Origin of the sequence: Pseudoalteromonas sp. NCIMB 1079, from assembly GCF_040567695.1 — a bacterium.
GTDB lineage: Bacteria > Pseudomonadota > Gammaproteobacteria > Enterobacterales > Alteromonadaceae > Pseudoalteromonas > Pseudoalteromonas distincta.
In genome coordinates this window covers 1,332,100-1,349,949 of sequence record NZ_JBEWZA010000001.1, presented here as the reverse complement: position 1 = coordinate 1,349,949, position 17,850 = coordinate 1,332,100, and the positions used below count along the sequence as shown (strand labels likewise).

19 protein-coding genes are annotated in these 17,850 nt (G+C 39.4%); 9 read left to right on the top strand and 10 right to left on the bottom strand.

All coding sequences use genetic code 11. The annotated features are described in order from the left end of the window. Positions 1 to 4: 4 nt before the first annotated feature. From nqrE to ABX891_RS06175, 8 genes are all read right to left on the bottom strand, one after another. Positions 5 to 613 carry an NADH:ubiquinone reductase (Na(+)-transporting) subunit E gene (nqrE, locus tag ABX891_RS06210; RefSeq protein WP_002958896.1) on the bottom strand — a complete coding sequence of 203 codons (609 nt, stop codon included), beginning with the start codon at positions 611 to 613 and terminating at the stop codon, positions 5 to 7. Between the two features lie 10 nt (positions 614 to 623). Continuing rightward, positions 624 to 1,256 (bottom strand): NADH:ubiquinone reductase (Na(+)-transporting) subunit D, encoded by a 633-nt coding sequence (locus tag ABX891_RS06205; RefSeq protein ID WP_002958897.1) that lies wholly within the window; start codon positions 1,254 to 1,256, stop codon positions 624 to 626. Beyond that, positions 1,256 to 2,008 (bottom strand): Na(+)-translocating NADH-quinone reductase subunit C, encoded by a 753-nt coding sequence (locus ABX891_RS06200; protein ID WP_002958898.1) that lies wholly within the window; start codon positions 2,006 to 2,008, stop codon positions 1,256 to 1,258. The genes ABX891_RS06205 and ABX891_RS06200 overlap by 1 nt, the downstream gene beginning before the upstream one ends. After that, entirely contained in the window at positions 2,001 to 3,203 is a 1,203-nt protein-coding gene (locus ABX891_RS06195) for an NADH:ubiquinone reductase (Na(+)-transporting) subunit B (protein WP_002958899.1), read from the bottom strand. Before ABX891_RS06195 ends, ABX891_RS06200 begins: the two co-directional genes overlap by 8 nt. Before the next feature lie 4 nt (positions 3,204 to 3,207). After that, the gene (locus ABX891_RS06190; RefSeq protein WP_024596562.1) at positions 3,208 to 4,551 is read right to left on the bottom strand and encodes a Na(+)-translocating NADH-quinone reductase subunit A; all 1,344 of its coding nucleotides are present in this window, start codon (positions 4,549 to 4,551) and stop codon (positions 3,208 to 3,210) included. A 678-nt stretch (positions 4,552 to 5,229) separates the two neighbouring features. Further along, a complete protein-coding gene (fabV, locus tag ABX891_RS06185; protein WP_182735947.1) occupies positions 5,230 to 6,423 on the bottom strand; it encodes an enoyl-ACP reductase FabV in 1,194 nt (397 codons plus the stop codon). Between the two features lie 113 nt (positions 6,424 to 6,536). Then, positions 6,537 to 6,848 carry a BolA family protein gene (locus tag ABX891_RS06180; protein ID WP_024596564.1) on the bottom strand — a complete coding sequence of 104 codons (312 nt, stop codon included), beginning with the start codon at positions 6,846 to 6,848 and terminating at the stop codon, positions 6,537 to 6,539. A gap of 61 nt (positions 6,849 to 6,909) precedes the next feature. Then, positions 6,910 to 7,521 carry an alpha-ketoglutarate-dependent dioxygenase AlkB family protein gene (locus tag ABX891_RS06175; protein ID WP_354629114.1) on the bottom strand — a complete coding sequence of 204 codons (612 nt, stop codon included), beginning with the start codon at positions 7,519 to 7,521 and terminating at the stop codon, positions 6,910 to 6,912. A gap of 42 nt (positions 7,522 to 7,563) precedes the next feature. Here ABX891_RS06175 and ABX891_RS06170 point away from each other — a divergent pair, with 42 nt between their 5' ends. The 4 genes from ABX891_RS06170 to ABX891_RS06155 are packed head-to-tail and all read left to right on the top strand — an operon-like array spanning position 7,564 to position 11,319. Next, positions 7,564 to 8,706 carry a methyltransferase gene (locus ABX891_RS06170; protein WP_354629113.1) on the top strand — a complete coding sequence of 381 codons (1,143 nt, stop codon included), beginning with the start codon at positions 7,564 to 7,566 and terminating at the stop codon, positions 8,704 to 8,706. Continuing rightward, on the top strand, positions 8,707 to 9,267 hold the full coding sequence (locus ABX891_RS06165; protein WP_309168462.1) for a YajG family lipoprotein: 561 nt from the start codon (positions 8,707 to 8,709) through the stop codon (positions 9,265 to 9,267). 2 nt (positions 9,268 to 9,269) lie between these two features. Continuing rightward, positions 9,270 to 9,890: a peptidylprolyl isomerase gene (locus tag ABX891_RS06160; protein WP_002958906.1), complete on the top strand. Its 621-nt coding sequence runs from the start codon at positions 9,270 to 9,272 to the stop codon at positions 9,888 to 9,890. Between the two features lie 49 nt (positions 9,891 to 9,939). Next, on the top strand, positions 9,940 to 11,319 hold the full coding sequence (locus tag ABX891_RS06155; RefSeq protein WP_182754189.1) for an AmpG family muropeptide MFS transporter: 1,380 nt from the start codon (positions 9,940 to 9,942) through the stop codon (positions 11,317 to 11,319). A 70-nt stretch (positions 11,320 to 11,389) separates the two neighbouring features. On the opposite strand, the gene ABX891_RS06150 is transcribed toward ABX891_RS06155, so the two are convergent. After that, positions 11,390 to 11,629 (bottom strand): helix-turn-helix domain-containing protein, encoded by a 240-nt coding sequence (locus tag ABX891_RS06150; protein WP_354629112.1) that lies wholly within the window; start codon positions 11,627 to 11,629, stop codon positions 11,390 to 11,392. 446 nt (positions 11,630 to 12,075) lie between these two features. Between ABX891_RS06150 and ABX891_RS06145 the strand changes: the two genes are divergently transcribed. After that, positions 12,076 to 12,264, top strand: coding sequence for a hypothetical protein (locus ABX891_RS06145; protein ID WP_024596569.1), 189 nt, complete (start codon positions 12,076 to 12,078; stop codon positions 12,262 to 12,264). A gap of 49 nt (positions 12,265 to 12,313) precedes the next feature. Here the strand turns inward: ABX891_RS06145 and erpA are convergent, their stop codons facing one another. Further along, positions 12,314 to 12,652, bottom strand: a complete 339-nt coding sequence (gene erpA / locus ABX891_RS06140) for an iron-sulfur cluster insertion protein ErpA (protein ID WP_002958911.1) — start codon at positions 12,650 to 12,652, stop codon at positions 12,314 to 12,316. A gap of 321 nt (positions 12,653 to 12,973) precedes the next feature. Here erpA and ABX891_RS06135 point away from each other — a divergent pair, with 321 nt between their 5' ends. The 4 genes from ABX891_RS06135 (at position 12,974) to hemL (ending at position 17,709) form a co-directional block, all read left to right on the top strand. After that, positions 12,974 to 14,656, top strand: coding sequence for a chloride channel protein (locus ABX891_RS06135; RefSeq protein ID WP_002958912.1), 1,683 nt, complete (start codon positions 12,974 to 12,976; stop codon positions 14,654 to 14,656). Positions 14,657 to 14,671: 15 nt separating this feature from the next. Further along, positions 14,672 to 15,106, top strand: a complete 435-nt coding sequence (locus ABX891_RS06130; RefSeq protein ID WP_002958913.1) for a CopD family protein — start codon at positions 14,672 to 14,674, stop codon at positions 15,104 to 15,106. 272 nt (positions 15,107 to 15,378) lie between these two features. Further along, positions 15,379 to 16,395, top strand: a complete 1,017-nt coding sequence (locus ABX891_RS06125; protein ID WP_002958914.1) for an aspartate carbamoyltransferase — start codon at positions 15,379 to 15,381, stop codon at positions 16,393 to 16,395. Positions 16,396 to 16,428: 33 nt separating this feature from the next. Further along, a complete protein-coding gene (gene hemL / locus ABX891_RS06120; RefSeq protein WP_024604975.1) occupies positions 16,429 to 17,709 on the top strand; it encodes a glutamate-1-semialdehyde 2,1-aminomutase in 1,281 nt (426 codons plus the stop codon). Positions 17,710 to 17,850 lie beyond the last annotated feature (141 nt).

Here is a 17,850-nt window from a genome sequence, read left to right as displayed (position 1 = left end):
ACCTTTACAGTGAAATACCAGAGAATGACATAAAGCCAAGTCCCATTAAACCAACAGTGATGAAGGTAATACCTAAACCACGTAAGCCGTCAGGTACGTCTGAGTATTTCAGTTTCTCACGGATACCTGCAAGTAATGTAATTGCAAGTGCCCAACCAACACCAGCGCCAATACCATAAACAACAGACTCGCCGAAGTTATAGTTACGCTCAACCATGAATGATACCGCACCAAATATTGCACAGTTAACTGTGATAAGTGGTAAGAAGATACCTAACGCGTTGTATAGTGCAGGGAAAAACTTATCTAATGCCATTTCAAGAATTTGCACAAGTGCTGCAATAACACCAATGAAAGTTAAGAAACGTAAAAAGCTAAGATCTGCATCTGGGTAACCTAACCAAGTTAGTGAACCAGGTGCAAGTACCGCATGATAAACCAAGTTGTTTACAGGTACAGAAATACCCAATACAACTATAACCGCTATGCCTAGGCCAATTGATGTGGTTACTTTTTTAGATACCGCTAAAAAAGTACACATGCCTAAGAAGAATGACAACGCTAAGTTCTCAATAAAAACGGCTTTTACAAATAAACTAATATAATGTTCCACTATTTGCCCCTTACGCTTTAGCTTCTACTTGGTCTTTCTTATAAGTACGCAGTACCCATATGAACAAACCAATGATGAAGAATGCACTCGGTGGTAAGATCAATAGACCCATAGGCTGATACCAACCGCCATCTTGTACTAATGGGATAATATCAACACCGAATAGTGACCCCTTACCAAATAGCTCACGAATGAAACCAACAGTAAGTAGTACTACAGAGTAACCTAAGCCGTTACCAATACCGTCAAGGAATGACATAAGTGGTGGCGACTTCATCGCGTATGCTTCAGCACGACCCATTACGATACAGTTAGTAATGATTAGACCAACGAATACAGAAAGCTCTTTTGCAGTAGCATAAGAAAATGCCTGTAATACTTGGTCAACAACGATTACCAATGATGCGATAATGGTCATTTGTACGATGATACGTACAGATGATGGGATCTGGTTACGAATAAGCGAGATAAAGAAGCTCGAAAACGCAGTTACAAGTGTCAATGCAATTGACATGATTAACGCATTTTTTAAGCTAGACGTTACCGCTAGCGCAGAACAAATACCAAGTACTTGTAGTGCGATTGGGTTGTTAGCTAAAACCGGACCAAATAGGACCGCCTTCATTTCTTTAGTATCAGCCATTATTTCAATGCTCCTTTACGTACTTTCGCAAGGAAAGGGCCAAAGCCATTTTCGCCAGTCCAAAAGTCAACTGCATGATCAACACCGTTAGACGTTAATGTAGCACCTGAAAGACCATCGATCTTATGCTCATCATTGCCCGCAGTACCTTTAACAATTTGAATTGGAAGTTCTTTACCTTCCCATGTAGCAGTCCACTGTGGATTTTGGATTTCGCCACCAAGACCTGGGGTTTCATTATGCTTGTAAAAGATAATGCCCTTAACTGTTTCACCATCGCTTTCAAGCGAGATAAAACCGTACATTAAGCCCCATAAGCCGTAGCCTTGAATAGGAAGAATGATTGCATCAACTGAGCCATCTTCTTTTTTAGAGATATACACCGGTGACTCTTTAGTCACACGTTGAATACCAGCAATATCTTTAACGCCTTTCTCTTGAAGAGAAACACTTAGCGCTGCATCATATTTGCTTTTTTCAAAGTCAAAGATTGTTGGGTCTGTATCTACAAACTCACCTGTAGTCATGTTTACAACGCGCGCTTCGATTTTTGCATCAAATGTTTCAAGAACATTTTCAACTTTGTCGATGCCCGCAGCAGCTAAGATATTGCTTTGAATATCTTTGTTTTTATTAGCTTGCTGTAAAGGACGAAGCTGTACAGAAGCAAACGATACAATGATTGCACACACTAAACATAGTGCTACAACAACTGATAACGTTTTGCCGATTGATTCGTTATTACTAGACATTACGTGCCAACCTCCGCTTAATATTAGCCTGCACTACAAAGTGATCGAACAGTGGAGCGAACAAGTTAGCAAATAAGATTGCTAGCATCATGCCTTCTGGGAAAGCAGGATTCACAACACGTATCATAACCACCATAAAGCCAATTAATAGACCATATGCTAATTTACCTTTGTCAGTAAATGCAGCTGATACAGGGTCAGTAGCCATAAAGAACATACCAAACGCAAAGCCACCAAGTACAAAATGCCAATACCAAGGCATTGCAAATACAGGGTTAGTTTCTGAGCCAACAGCATTTAATAAAAATGCAGTTGCTACCATACCTAGGAATACACCTAGTACGATGCGCCAAGAAGCGATACGAACGTAAATTAAGAACAAACCACCTACTAATAATGCAAGTGTAGATGTTTCACCTACAGAACCTTGAATGAAACCATAAAACGCATTCCACCATAATTCCATGTTTGCAAAGTCAAGTGTGCCAGCAAATGCTTGGCCTAGCATAGTTGCACCAGAGAAAGAATCTACTGCTGTCCATACTGTGTCACCTGAGATTTGAGCTGGGTATGCAAAGAATAAAAATGCACGACCGGCTAAAGCAGGGTTTAAGAAGTTACGGCCAGTACCACCAAAGATTTCTTTAGCGATTACTACACCAAACGTAATACCTAACGCAACTTGCCATAAAGGAATAGTTGCTGGCAAAATAAGTGCAAATAATACAGAAGTAACGAAGAAACCTTCGTTAATTTCATGCTTACGCACTGAAGCAAATATAACTTCCCAGAAACCACCTACTGCAAATGTTACAGCGTAGATAGGTAAGAAGAAACATGCTCCATAGAACATCTTAGCGCCCCAGCCTGCATCAGCGGTTAACTCACCACCGAATAACTGGAACAAACCAACTTGCCACGTGTTTGCTAGTTCAAAACCTTGTGCTAAAGCACCAGCGGCCTGATGACCGATATTGAACATACCAAAAAACATAGCTGGGAACGTCGCCATCCACACTAAAATCATCATACGTTTTAGGTCGATGTTATCGCGTACGTGTGTCGCGCCTTTATTTACGTAGCCTGGTGTATAAAAAATAGTTGCAGCTGCTTCATACAGTGCATAAAACTTTTCATATTTACCACCGGCTTCAAAATTCGGCTCGATATCTTCTAGATATTTTTTTAAACCCATCTCTCTAGCCTTCCTTCTCGATCGTAGTTAAGCAATCGCGTAGGATAGAACCATACTCGTATTTGCCTGGACAAACGAAGGTACATAACGCTAAATCTTCTTCATCAAGTTCAAGCGCGCCCAATGAAATTGCACTGTCTAAATCACGTGCAATTAAGTCACGTAATAATAGAGTAGGCAAAATATCTAACGGCATTACGCGCTCGTAGCTACCAATTGGTACCATGGCACGTTTTGAACCACCTGTTGACGTTGTCATTTTAAATAAACGACTTGGTGCAAGGTGAGAAAGGAATGTACGCGTTACAGAGAATTTATCACTACCTGGTGCAATCCAGCCAAACAATTCTTTTTCGCGACCTTCAAGTAAAACAGATACTTGAACGTGGTAACGACCTAAGAATGCATGAACACCGTTTGAAATAGAACCCGATAGAACAGAACCAGAAATAACGCGGTTATCTCCGTCTTCTAACTCACCAGCCACTAAATCATCCAATGAAGCACCTAATTGTGTTTTCACTAAACGTGGGTTTTTAACGCGAGGACCTGCAAGCGAAATAACACGATTTGTGTAAATTTCACCAGTAAGGAATAAGTGACCATACGCAATAACGTCTTGGTAACCAATATGCCAAACTTGTTTGCTAACAGAAACTGCATCAAGATGATGGATATGAGTGCCAACGAGGCCAGCCGGATGCACACCACCAAACTCATGTACTTCTACTTGAGCTATAGATGAGCTAGGAACTTGGCTGCCTGCTTTTTTACACACAAATACTTTGCCATCGGTCAAACGCGAAACAACTGCAAGACCCGCTTCAAATGCTTGCGCATTTTCTGCAATAATTACTGCAGGATCTGCAGCTAATGGGTTTGTGTCGATTGCGGTCACAAAAATAGAACTAGGATTTGCATCCACAGCCGCTACTTTGCTGAATGGGCGAACACGAAGTGCTGTCCATTGACCAGACTGGATAAGTACTTCTTTGGCTTTTTCGCGCTCTAAGCTCGGAAGCTCGTCTGCTTTGAAAGAGTCAAAGGTGATTTGCTCACTGCCTGCTACTTCAATAACAACAGATTGCAGCACACGTTTAGCACCACGATTTATTTCTTTTACTGTACCAGAAGCTGGAGCAGTAAATAGGACGCCTGGGTTCTTTTTATCTTCAAAAAGTACCTGGCCTTTTTTGACTTGGTCATCCACACGAACATGCATGGTTGGACGCATACCGATAAACTCTTCGCCAAGCACAGCTACACGTTTGACAGCAGAACCGTCATGTATAACTTGCTGTGGCGCGCCCTCTAAGGGTAAATCCAGACCTTTTTTTATGTTGATCATACGCACTTGCATTACATTAAAGGAAAGAAACTGAAAAATCGTATCAACCACGTCGCCATTTGAGTTATTCCAAGTTATATCAAGGTACAAAAGAGCAGCTTGCTAGAGATATCAAACAAGCAACGTAGTAAAACTCATCACATATTGTCGAGATTTTAACATCATTTTAGATGACTATGCGAGTGTATTTATGAAAATTATACGACAGAAACACTTATTTAGTTTTGTTAAGTGAATTAAATAAAAATCAAGCTAGACCAAAGTGGTAGCCTAAGCAATTATCATTCCTGATTTCATCGTAAATTCAACAAATCGCATAATACAAAAAAAGCCGCGATAGCGGCTTTTTATAACTAGGGCCTGTTGACCTTTCAGGATTAAAATTTGTTCAATCTAGGGGCTATTTAATCGCGGCGTGAGGTTTGTAACCTAGTGGGCTCGATAACTGCTCCTGCGTTATTCTAATGGCTTACATCCATGTAAGAATAAGTAAAAACCGAGCAACAAAGAGTAAATAGCCCCTAGGCAGAACCCTTTGGGCAGCGCATGTTTGGCATTTATTCCACGTTATCGCCCCATTTATGGGGAATAACCACACTACACAGGCTCTGCCTTGCCTAAATACCAAACAGACTGCTGCAAATTTAACCTCGAAAGATAAACAGGCCCTAAGTTCTGTTAGTCAATCATATTGGCAATTGGCTTAACTGAATCTACATCCTGATCGTAGTCAACACTATCTATACCAAAACCAAATAAGCGTAAAAACTCATTATGGTAACCAACATAATCTGTTAGCTCATCAATGCTGCTTGTATCTACTTTATCCCAAACAGCTTGCACGCGAGCTTGTACATCGTCTTCTAGCTCTTTGTAGTTTTGGAATAAATGTCCACCGTCGTCAAAGCGAGGTGATTCACCATACAAGTTTTCACTAAATAAAGCGTGAATTTGCTCAATAGTGCCTTCATATGTGCCATCTGCTTTCATAACTTTAAATAAAGCAGAGATATATAGCGGCATAATAGGAATAGCAGAACTTGCTTGCGTTACCACAGCATTAAGTGATGAAACATATGCCTCACCATTTAAATCTTTTGTTGATTCTTTAATAGCAGCGGTTGCACGGTCTAGATCTTCTTTAGCCTTACCAATAGTAGCGTGTCCGTATATTGGCCATGTTAGCTCTTTACCAATATAAGTGTACGCAGTCGTTTTAAAGTTATCGGCTAATACATCCGCTTCTTTTAATGCGTCAATCCACATTTCCCAATCTTCACCGCCCATTACTTTAATGGTGTTGTCGATATCGTCTTGGTTTGCAGCTTCAACAGTAATTTCATCAATTTCACGCTTTGATGTATTTAAGTTTTTAGTAGTAACGGCATTTCCAATTGGCTTAAGCGTAGATGAGTAAACTTCGCCCGTATTTGGGTCTGTACGACGAGGAGACGCTAAGCTATAAATAATACAATCTACTTTGCCCAAATCTGCTTTAATAGTGTCGATTGCTTTTTGTTTAATTTCGTTAGAAAAGGCATCGCCATTAATATTTTTAGACCAAAGGCCTGCTTCGTCTGCTGCATCTTGAAAAGCAGCGGTATTGTACCAACCAGCAGAACCTGTTTTGCGTTCTGTACCTTCTTTTTCAAAGAAAATACCTAATGTTTTAGCACCACCACCAAACGCAGCTGTAATGCGCGAAGCCAAGCCGTAGCCTGTTGATGCGCCAATAACTAATACATTTTTTGGTGCATTTTTTAATGCGCCTTGTTGTTTTACATAGTTAATTTGTTCTTGAACATGCTCTGCACAACCTGCTGGATGTGCGTTTGTGCAGATAAATCCACGAATTTTAGGCTTAATGACCATTGATCATCCTATATCTTTTACAATAAAAATTAGCGCTAGTTTAAAGGCTAATACTAAAAACACTGATCTGATCAGTTAACCACAAGTGTAACAATCAAATCGCTATTAATTATTTAAGCTAATTTAGAGCCGCCCATACAATTAGGTGAATCAGGTGCCTCGCCGCCCTGCTCTGTATACTCATCGGGTGTATATGTATGAATTGCGAGTGCATGAATATGATTTGCTAATTCATCTTTTAGAATTTCATTAATTTCACGATGGCGCTGCAATAAACGTTTACCTGTAAAACCTTCGCTAACCACTATTACTTTAAAGTGTGATTCAGTGCCCGCACTGTGCATATGGCTTTCGTTAATTACGTTTAAATGTTTACACGCAATAGCGTTGCTTATTTTTTCTTGGATCTGTTGCTGCATTGACATAAAAGACCGTTTTAATTAGCTAATTTATACACTTACTATAACAATTTAACGCAGCGCTTGGCTAACTAAATTGCTTTTGTTTAATGTGCTTAATAAATCGGTAAGTTAAACTTATTCGAGGATGTGCAAGCGTTGTTTGCTTAGGTATTGCATGTTGATAATCTCGCTGGCTATGTCCGCTCATTATTAAACAGCTGCCACTTTGTAATTTCAAGTCGGTTACTTTATTGCTCGCCTTGTGCTTTAACTTTAGAACCCGATCAGCTCCTAGAGAGACACACACAATTGTTGGTTTATCACCAAGCTCTATTTCATCATCACTGTGCCAGCCCATCGTATCATTACCATCTCGGTAATAATTAACGAGTAATGAGTTTAGAGGCTGATTTAAGTGCGCCTCTAAACGCCTTCTCATATTAAGTAACAATTCATCCCATGGCTCTACTATTTGCTTACTACTTGAATAGCCGTATTCAATATTTAAATCGCTCATGAAGCATTGTAGCCGTGGAATAGGCCCCGTTTTACCATAAACAGTTACATCGGGTTGCTGCCAACGTAGGTTTTTTTGCAAATAATAAAATAGATCGAGGCTTTTTTGTGCACTAAGTGCCCTACTTTGATAAGAAAAGCCATTTGGTAACTGTTGGGGGTTGGCGTTTTGCCGTTGCATGTTAGAATTTACCTACATTAGATTACTGATCAACGAACCATTATGACGACGCAAGCCCAGCTAGGCGATAAAACCTTTACTCTTGAACGCTTTCCTTTGGATCAAAAAAACCGCAGCTTACAAGCGTGGGATTCGGCAGATGAGTACCTTATCAATTATGTTAACGAACATCACCCTGATTGTCGCTCATTGCTTATTTTAAACGATAGCTTTGGTGCACTTGCTTGTTATTTTAATAAGTTAACGGTTTGTTCAGTTAACGATTCTTATATTAGCCACCAAGCTGCGGCTTATAACTTACAAGAAAACAAACTGCCTACAGCAGATTTTACACAATTAGATAGTTTGTCTGCATTACCACAGGATGTTGATTTAGTACTTATTAAAATCCCTCGTAATGTGGGGTTTTTACAGTTTCAGTTAAGTGAGCTCAGTGAAGTCCTTGCACCTAGTACGCCAGTAATTGCCGCAGGTAAAACAAAAGAAATTCATAACTCAACAATAAAATCATTTGAGCAATTTATTGGTGAAACAAAAACTAGCCTAGCAGTTAAAAAATCCCGTCTTATATTAAGTACAGCTAAAGGCGGATATAAAGCAGCAGACTTCCCTGTAACGTGGGAGCTTGAAGGTACTGAGTTTAATATAACAAGCCATGCAAATGTGTTTTCGCGTGATTCGTTAGATATTGGTGCACGCTTCTTTTTTAACTACTTACCAGAAACACCAAAAGCTAAAAGCATTATTGATTTAGGCTGTGGTAACGGAGTTGTTGGATTAATGACGCTTGCTCGTTGCCCTAATGCATCAGTTACTTTTGTTGATGAGTCTTACATGGCAGTAGAGTCGGCTCGGTTAAATGTAGAAATTAACCTAGGCGATAAGTTTGATAACTGCGAGTTCATCGAAAACGACTGTTTAACAGGCTTTGAAAGAGACAGTGTAGATATGGTGCTTTGTAACCCTCCATTTCACCAAGCTCAGGCCGTTACCGACCATATTGCTTGGCAAATGTTTAAACAAGCAAAAGATACTTTAAAAGAAGGCGGCGAGCTGCGTATTATTGGTAATCGTCATTTAGATTATCATGATAAATTAAACCGTATGTTCGGCAACTGTAAGTTGTTAGGTTCAAACAAAAAGTTTGTCGTTTTAAGTGCAACAAAAAATAGTGGAATGCTATAAATGAAATTAACAAACATTATAATTGGGTGTTGTGTATTACTGATACTTGGTGGCTGCGCGAATCAGCCTAGCCAAGTAATACTTAACCCTGTTTATAAAAATGGTCAAATTAGCACTATAAATAGTAGCTTAAGTACTAGTGTAATTGATTTACGTGGCGATACATCAACACTTAAACTTATTGAGTCAGACAAAACTAAAACCTTTGCAAGCCAAGGCATTACCAGCTCTATTAAAAGTGTGTTAGACAGCGCCCTTAGCCGCAATGGAGCCAGTATTTCTAACTTAGCAACGGTTCGCTTTGAAGTAGATATTCATGCATTGCAAGCTATTGTAACTGAAAAGCTAGTGAGCCATACCAGCGAAGCCCACATAGAACTTGGCGTGCGTGTTATTCGCGCCTCAAGTAACTTTAGTAAAGTGTATAGAGGTAGTGCTAATTTAGAAGGCCCATTTAGTCATGAGCGAGCAAAAATAGAAGGTCAGCTCAATAAGTTGACTGAGCAAGTTATTACCCGCATTGTATCTGACCCTGAATTAATAGAATTTTTAGAAGGTTAACTATGAAACGACTTTTTTTAATCTGCTTAGGCCTATTCTTTAGTGTAAGTAGCTTAGCAGCCCAAGAAGGCCGCTTTGTGCAAAAGGACAACATTTTTCCACGCGTAGAAATTGTAACCTCAATGGGTAGCATCGTGGTTGAGCTAGATCGTTCTAAAGCGCCCATCACAGTCAATAATTTTTTAACTTACGTGTCAGACAAAAGTTATCAAGGGAGCGTTTTTCACCGTATTGAGCGCGATGTAGAAAATGATCGCGACTTTGTTATTCAAGGTGGCGGTTACGATAAAGACTATGATGGTCTACATGAAAATGACCCTATTTTTAATGAAAGCGGTAACGGTTTAAAAAACGATATGTATAGCATCGCTATGGCCTATCAAGATAGACAACCGCACTCAGGAACTCGCCAATTCTTTTTTAATATGGATAATAACGATCACTTAAATCCAGGGAAAGATTGGGGCTTTGCAGTATTTGGTAGCGTAATGGATGGTTACGACACGCTTGATAAAATTATGACTGTTGAAACCGGTTTTAATGAAAAAATTGGCTACGATTTCGTACCTAAAAAACCTGTTGTCATCTTAAATATTAAAGTGCTTGAACAAGTCCCACTATAATTTTTTAAGAGCAGCTTAGCTGCTCTGCATCAAAGCCAATGAAGGCCCTATGAGCAAATCTCTCTCTATTAGCGAATATTTTTCTTACTTTAAAGACAAACGCTTAATCCACATTTTCATATTTGGTATGAGTAGCGGTTTTCCGTGGGTTTTAATTGGCTCTGTTATGTCTGCTTGGCTAAAAGATGAAGGGCTAAGTCGCAGTATGATTGGCCTATTTGGCATTGTATTTGGCGCTTACAGCATAAACTTTTTGTGGTCGCCACTCATTGACCGTACAAAGCTTCCTATTTTATATAAATGGCTAGGCCAGCGTCGCAGTTGGATACTATTTTGCCAAAGTTTTATTTTTATTGGCACCTTGCTATTAGCAGGGCTTGATTTAAAAGCTAATTTGGCAATTGTTGCTGCGATTTGTTTATTAATCGCCATTGCTTCGGCTACTCAAGACATTGCTATTGATGCCTTTAGAATAGACACCCTAAGCGAAAGCGAATCACACAAAGCAACCGCTGCAGCCGCCATGGCAACTTCGGGTTGGTGGACAGGTTATGCACTTTTAGGCGCCATTCCATTTTACATGGCCGATATCCCCTCGCTCGACTGGCCACAAATTTATTACTTTTTAGCTGCCGTAATGCTGCTGTTAATGAGTGGAGCACTGTTTGCAAAAGAGCCCGAAACTAACCGCGAAGCAGTACATGCTGAACTTGAGCGTGTGTACCTTGAAAAACTGTCCTCTACAAAACAAACTCCTTTAACAAAAGCTGTTGCGTGGCTTGCGGTAACCGTTATTGATCCCTTTAGAGCTTTTTTTACTAAAAATGGCGTTAAAACAGCACTAGCATTACTTGCGTTTATTTTCTTATTTAAAATAGGCGAAGCGTTTTTAGGGCGCATGTCGATTGTGTTTTATAAAGAAATTGGTTTTAGTAATAGCGATATAGCTACATTTTCGAAGGTAGGTACAGCGGTACTTACAATCATATTTACCTTTGTTGGCAGTTTATTTAATCAAAAATATGGCATTGTTAAGGGTTTATTTGTAAGTGGTATTGCAATGGCTGCTTCAAACTTAGCCTTCTCGTGGATTGCTTTAGTTGGCCCTGACCTAAGGCTGTATGCCTTTGCTATTGTTATTGATGGCTTTACGCAAGCGTGGTCGTTGGTCGCTATGGTGGCCTTTATATCGATGTTATGCGATAGAGCATTTAGTGCAACGCACTATGCATTACTGGCGTCATTAGGGAATTTAGGACGAACATTGCTTTCAAGCTACAGTGGTGTAGTAATTGATGATTGGTTAATGGGGAATTGGTCGCTGTTCTTTATTTTAACAGCCTTAATGGTTTTACCTTCGTTGATATTTTTATATCTGATTAGGCATAAGTTGTATGAGCTTGAGAAGAATTACCACAAAAATATTTAATGCATCCCTGCATTAACATATTGCTTAGCACTATCAAGTGCCCCTTAGAGTGTACTAAGCAATTATTGAGTTAATCTACTTTTAGCAAGCCAAGTGCTTCATGTGGATCAACTTCTAGAGCTGTACAATAGCGAACAAACTCAATTACATCTAAACGGCGTTCTTGATTTTCAATCTTGCCGATAAACGAATGAGGCGTTCCAAGCACTTGTGCTAGGCTTCGCATTGTATGACCCTTTTCATGGCGCTTAGTTTTAAGCCACTTTGTTAGCTTTGCATTTTCTTCAGAAGAAACTGTTTTGCCCATCATTTTACATCTCCTACTAGATGATTTGACGTCCCCATTAAAGCAGTAGTTTCCATCAATAGCCGTAGGCAGGTAAGCAGTCATACTTTCAATAGCAAGCTATTGCTTAATAAAGCATGTGTTGCTACTCACTCCACCAACACAGCTAAAAACTATGCTAATAATATGGTAAAGATTTGTTTTTATTGAGAATGAAATTTTGCCCGTCTCATTCTTGGATACATTATATACTATTAACACTTTGGTTAAATAATTAATTACATACTCGGTACAAAATCAACCTGAAAAAACCTTTATAAAAACTGAATACTTACCCTAAGTCATCAGAAAATATTAAAAAAATAATATTACCCTCTAAAAATAGCTTAAAAATATTTATGACATATTTGTTCCTTTTTAATGTTACACGTTTATTATTAAGCAATAATTTGCACTAAAAAGGCCAAGTAATGTTCAGACTTCTTTTTTTATTACCTATCGTGTTGTGTTTAGGTTGGTACTTTTTTTTGCGCCACAACGGCGTACCAATTAAACAAGGTAAAAAAGGCTTTATGTATATTTTAGCGTTTTCAGCCTTTGTGCTCGGCTTTTTTGTATTGATAATGCAAATTACCGAATACGCACCAACTGATTTGTAGGCATTAAAAAAGCCGCAAAAGCGGCTTTATTCTATTTAGCGTTTGGCTGTTAAACGCTAAAGCTTGCACCACAACCACAGGTTGTTGTTGCATTTGGATTAGATACAAAAAAGCGTGCGCCTTCTAATCCTTCAGTGTAATCAACCTCACCATCAACCAAATATTGAATGCTCATTGGATCAATAACGAGTGTTACACCATTTTTTACAATTTCTAAATCGCCAGGATTCGCTTTTTCATCAAAAGTAAAACCATATTGAAAACCAGAACAACCACCGCCTGTTACATAAACACGCAGTTTTAAGTCTGGGTTTTCTTCTTCGTCGATTAACTGTTTAACACGAACAGCAGCTGCATCGCTGAACTTAATTGGTAATTCTTCAGACATTTTAAAACCCTCAATATCGCAATGGCGTGATTATCTAATACCCGAGTGTTTTAATCAAGTATAGTAAAACAACTCTTTCCCCTAAGTTATACCTATAAATTAGTAAAAAAGTGGCCAAACATTAACTAGCTAAAATAATACTTAAGCAAACTAAAAGCGACCTTTATACGCTATAAACTCATTAAATATTTTAGTTATAGGCAATAGGTCTTAATCTTCACTGCAAATTGTTAATATAAGTTACGAAAATTTCAAAATCACAAGGACTTAGCTAAACTCTTTTGCTAAAATGCTGCTGAAAAATACAGCGAGGAATTATGCATGTGGCTTGAGCAACTCAGGCGTCGGCTGGCAAAACCTAAAACATCTGTACAATTATGCTTATTAGGCGTAGTTGCCGGATTAATTGCTGCATTTTTTATTATTTTATTTCGCTTAACCATTCTGTTTTTCCAAAGCTTATTTTTAGAAACACCTGACGACTTTACTACCCTACCAACACTTGAACGTGTACTAATGCCTTTAGTTGCTGCATTACTAATAGCCACGTTTGCTGCCTTTACTGGGTTTAAACATTACCGCTTGGGTATCCCCTTCGTTATACACAGAATTAAACGTCACTACGGGCAAATGCCTTTATACAATACGGTTAATCAATTTGTTGGTGGCGCACTTGCTCTCATTAGCGGTTTTTCAGTTGGCCGAGAAGGGCCTTCCGTGCATATGGGCGCAACGGGGGCGAGTATTTTGGCAGATAAGCTACATTTACCGCATAATGCCATGCGTACTCTAAGTGGTTGTGGAGTAGCGGCAGGCATAGCCGCGTCGTTTAATACTCCACTTGCAGCCGTTATTTTTGTAATGGAAGTGGTACTTCGTGAATATAAAGTACATATATTTGTACCTATCATGCTTGCCGCTGTTACTGGCGCACTGGCAACACAGTTTGTTTTTGGTGAAGGTTCAGAGCTTGCACTCATTACCATAGCGCCATTGAGTGGTTGGCATTACCCTTATTTAATATTATGCGGTATGGCGCTGGGTGCTATTGCATTTAGCTTTAATCAAAACTTAATGCTAATTATTAAAACATTTAAACCTTTAAGTATGTTCCCTCGTTTATTAATTGCAGGATGCATTGCCAGCTTAATAGCTTACGCAGTGCCTCATGCTATGGGCTCTGGTATGAGCGCAATAACTATCGCGGTTGAATCTCCTGATGACGTGAAGCTACTCACAACTATTTTAATCGCTAAACTACTTGCTACATTGTTTGCTATCGGTTTGGGTATACCAGGTGGTTTAATTGGTCCGGTAATTGGGCTTGGCGTATTAATTGGCACTCTAATGGCTTTTTTTGCTCAGTTTATTAGTCCTGGCACTGATATAGCGGGTACTTATGGCGTGTTAGGTATGGCCGGATTAATGGCCGCCACGTTGCATGCGCCACTAGCTGCTTTAACAACGGTCATGGAGCTTACATCGTCACCTGAAATAATTGTTCCAGCTATGCTTGTGATCACCACGGCCTATGTAACAGCATTACAGTTTTTTGGAAATCGCTCCATATTTTTGCAGCAATTAGATTTTCAGGGGTTACCGTACCATGTATCTCCCGCTACCGAAGCATTACAAAAAGTGGGGATAATGGATGATATGGATGAAGACTTTAAATTGCTTTATTCTGACGACAAAGTGCAAATAAAAAGCACATTAGATGCCATGGATAGCCAAACTCCGTTAATTGTTTTTGACGAAGAAAATGGCTATCGTCTCGCTGAATACGATTTAACGCTAATGTCTAATGAAACAATAAATATAAATTATATTAGTTTGCAGGGCATCAGTAGTCAGGCCACCCTAGCCGATGCTTTCGATATCCTAAAAGATAAAAGAAGTGGCGCGCTTTACGTTTATAACCTTTTAGATAATCAACAAATTATGGGGCTATTACGCTGGGATCAAATTCATCATATTTTAACCATTCGTAACAGCTTACTTTAAACAATAAGGACTATTATGAGCGCATTATTGATTTATAAAACACTCCACATATTTTTTATGATTGCGTGGTTTGCCGGTATTTTTTACTTGCCTCGATTATTTGTATATCACGCTATGAGCGAGGAAAGATCATGCAACTCTATGTTAAAAGTTATGGAGCGCAGACTACTTTATTTCGTTACCCCATTTGCTGTATTAACCGCTGTATTTGGTGTATTGACCATTGTTGAATATGGTCGTGATTGGTTTAGATACAGTATGTGGTTACACTATAAACTAGTGCTGGTGATCATATTATATATATACCACGGCTACTGTTTTAAGTTATTAAATGACTTTAAACATGACCGCAACACTAAGACAGATCGCTTTTACCGTATTTTTAACGAGCTCCCAGTTATTGCGTTGCTCATCATAGTGGCGCTTGCGGTAATAAAACCTAATTTATAATACCAATCGGCTTATATGGGGTCTATTTAACGTTTAGAAAATTACGCTAGAGCTTGGCAAAATTTTTTATCTAGTTGTTCTAGGTTAAAAATTTTTAACAACGTTATAGTGAAATTTAATGCGCTAAATTGCTCAAATATCTATGCCGGTTGGTACAAGCTTTGCGGCGCATGTTAAACTTCGCTGCAATTTACAATACTTGCTTTAACACGCGCGATTGCGTGCTCCATTTATGGATTATCGCGCCCATTTGATTGATTAGGAATAACCCCATGTTAAGTTTCCAAGGTGAGCATATACTGTCTGTAAATCAGCTAGACAGAGACTGCATTGAACGTATTTTTGCAGTAGCAAAAAAAATGGAGCCTTATGCTAAAAAGCAAAAGCAAACTACGGTGCTAGAAGGCGCTATTTTAGCTAATTTGTTTTTTGAACCAAGCACTCGTACACGAGTTAGCTTTGGCACCGCCTTTAATTTACTTGGCGGTGGCGTACGTGAAACTACAGGTATGCAAAGTTCAGCCCTTGCTAAGGGTGAGTCTCTTTACGATACCGCCCGCGTTATTTCAGCTTATGCTGACGCTGTTGCTATGCGCCATCCTGATGCAGGCTCAGTAAGTGAATTTGCTGATGGCTGTACTGTGCCGGTTATTAATGGCGGCGACGGCCCAAATGAGCACCCTACTCAAGCATTGCTTGACTTATTAACCATTGAGCGCGAATTACATCGTTTTGGTCAAAATATTGATGGTATGCATATAGCGCTTGTGGGCGATTTAAAGTATGGCCGCACAGTGCATTCTTTATCTAAACTATTGTGCCATTATAAAAACGTAAAGTTTTCGATGGTCGCGCCTGATGGCTTACAAATGCCAACAAGCATTTTAGATGCAGTAGAAAATGCTGGCCATAAAATTGAGCTAGTAAATAAGATGGAAGGCAATTTAGCAGCCGATATTGTTTACCAAACACGTATTCAAGAAGAGCGTTTTCCATCGCAAGAAGAAGCAAATAAATACCGTGGCGGCTTTAGGATTAGCCAATCTATTTACAGCGCTCACTGTAAGCCTAACTCTGTATTAATGCATCCTCTTCCACGTGACAGTCGCTTAGAAGCCAACGAGCTTGATAACGACTTAAACAGTAACGACAATTTAGCAATATTTCGCCAGGTACAAAACGGCGTATTAATTCGTATGGCACTGTTTGCTTTAACACTCGGCGTAGAAAACAAAGTCGATAAGTATGAAGTAGACGTACCTTGGTTTAGCCGCAAACGCGACAGCTAACCCCCTTTTAAGTGACAATTTATAGGATTTTTCATGACAATTAGCCAAGACTTATTTGAACGCGCCCAAGCTTCTATTCCTGGTGGCGTAAACTCACCAGTTCGTGCTTTTAATGGTGTAGGCGGTACGCCACTATTCATTACAAAAGCAGAAGGCGCGTTTACATTTGATGCCGACGGTAATCGTTACATTGATTATGTTGGCTCTTGGGGGCCTATGATCATGGGCCATAATCACCCTGCAATTAAACAAGCTGTACACGAAGCTGTAGAAAATGGCCTTAGCTATGGCGCACCAACTGAAGCCGAAATATTAATGGCTGAAAAAGTAAAAGAGCTAGTTCCATCAATCGAAAAAGTACGCATGGTTAGCTCAGGCACTGAAGCAACAATGAGTGCAATTCGTTTAGCACGTGGCTTTACCGGTCGCGATAAAATATTAAAATTTGAAGGTTGTTACCACGGTCACGCTGACTCGTTATTAGTTAAGGCAGGCTCTGGTGCGCTAACAATGGGTGTGCCTAATTCTCCAGGTATTCCTGAAGACTTTGCTAAGCATACACTTACAGTTTCGTTTAATAACCTAGATGAAGTAAAAGCTATTTTTGCAAAATACGCAGACGAAATTGCCTGTATTATTGTAGAGCCAGTAGCCGGTAACATGAACTGTATTCCACCAGTGCCTGGCTTTTTAGAAGGTTTGCGTGATGTGTGTGACGAATATAAATCAGTACTTATTTTTGATGAAGTAATGACAGGCTTTCGTGTTGCACTTGGCGGTGCACAAGCTTATTACAACATTAAACCAGATCTTACGTGTTTAGGTAAAGTAATCGGCGGCGGCATGCCAGTTGGCGCGTTTGGTGGTAAAACTGAAATAATGGATTACATTGCGCCTGTAGGACCAGTTTACCAAGCAGGTACTCTTTCTGGTAACCCTATTGCAATGGCTGCAGGTTTAAAATCACTTGAGCTATTAAGTGAGCCTGGCCTTCACGATAAGTTAGAAGCTATTTCAAAAGCAATTTGTGAAGGCTTTGAAGCTGGTGCTAAAAAAGCCGGTGTTGCGCTAACAACTAACTATGCGGGCGGCATGTATGGATTCTTTTTTACTGATGCTGAAAAAGTAACAACCTACAAGCAAGCAACTGAGTGTGACCTAGAGCGCTTCAAACGTTTTTTCCACCTTATGCTTGAAGAAGGCGTTTACCTTGCCCCATCAGCATTTGAGGCTGGTTTTGTATGTGCTGCGCATACTGAGCAAGAAGTAAAAAACACAATAGCGGCAGCGGAACGCTCGTTTGCTAAACTTTAAGCTAAAAATTACTATTTATACATTTGTAACCACTTGTTTTTAAGTATGTAATTAAGACTAAAGATTGAAAAAAGCCCGAAAGGGCTTTTTTTATTTGTATGTCTATAAATGAATGATAATTAAGCATAACAAGGTCTATTC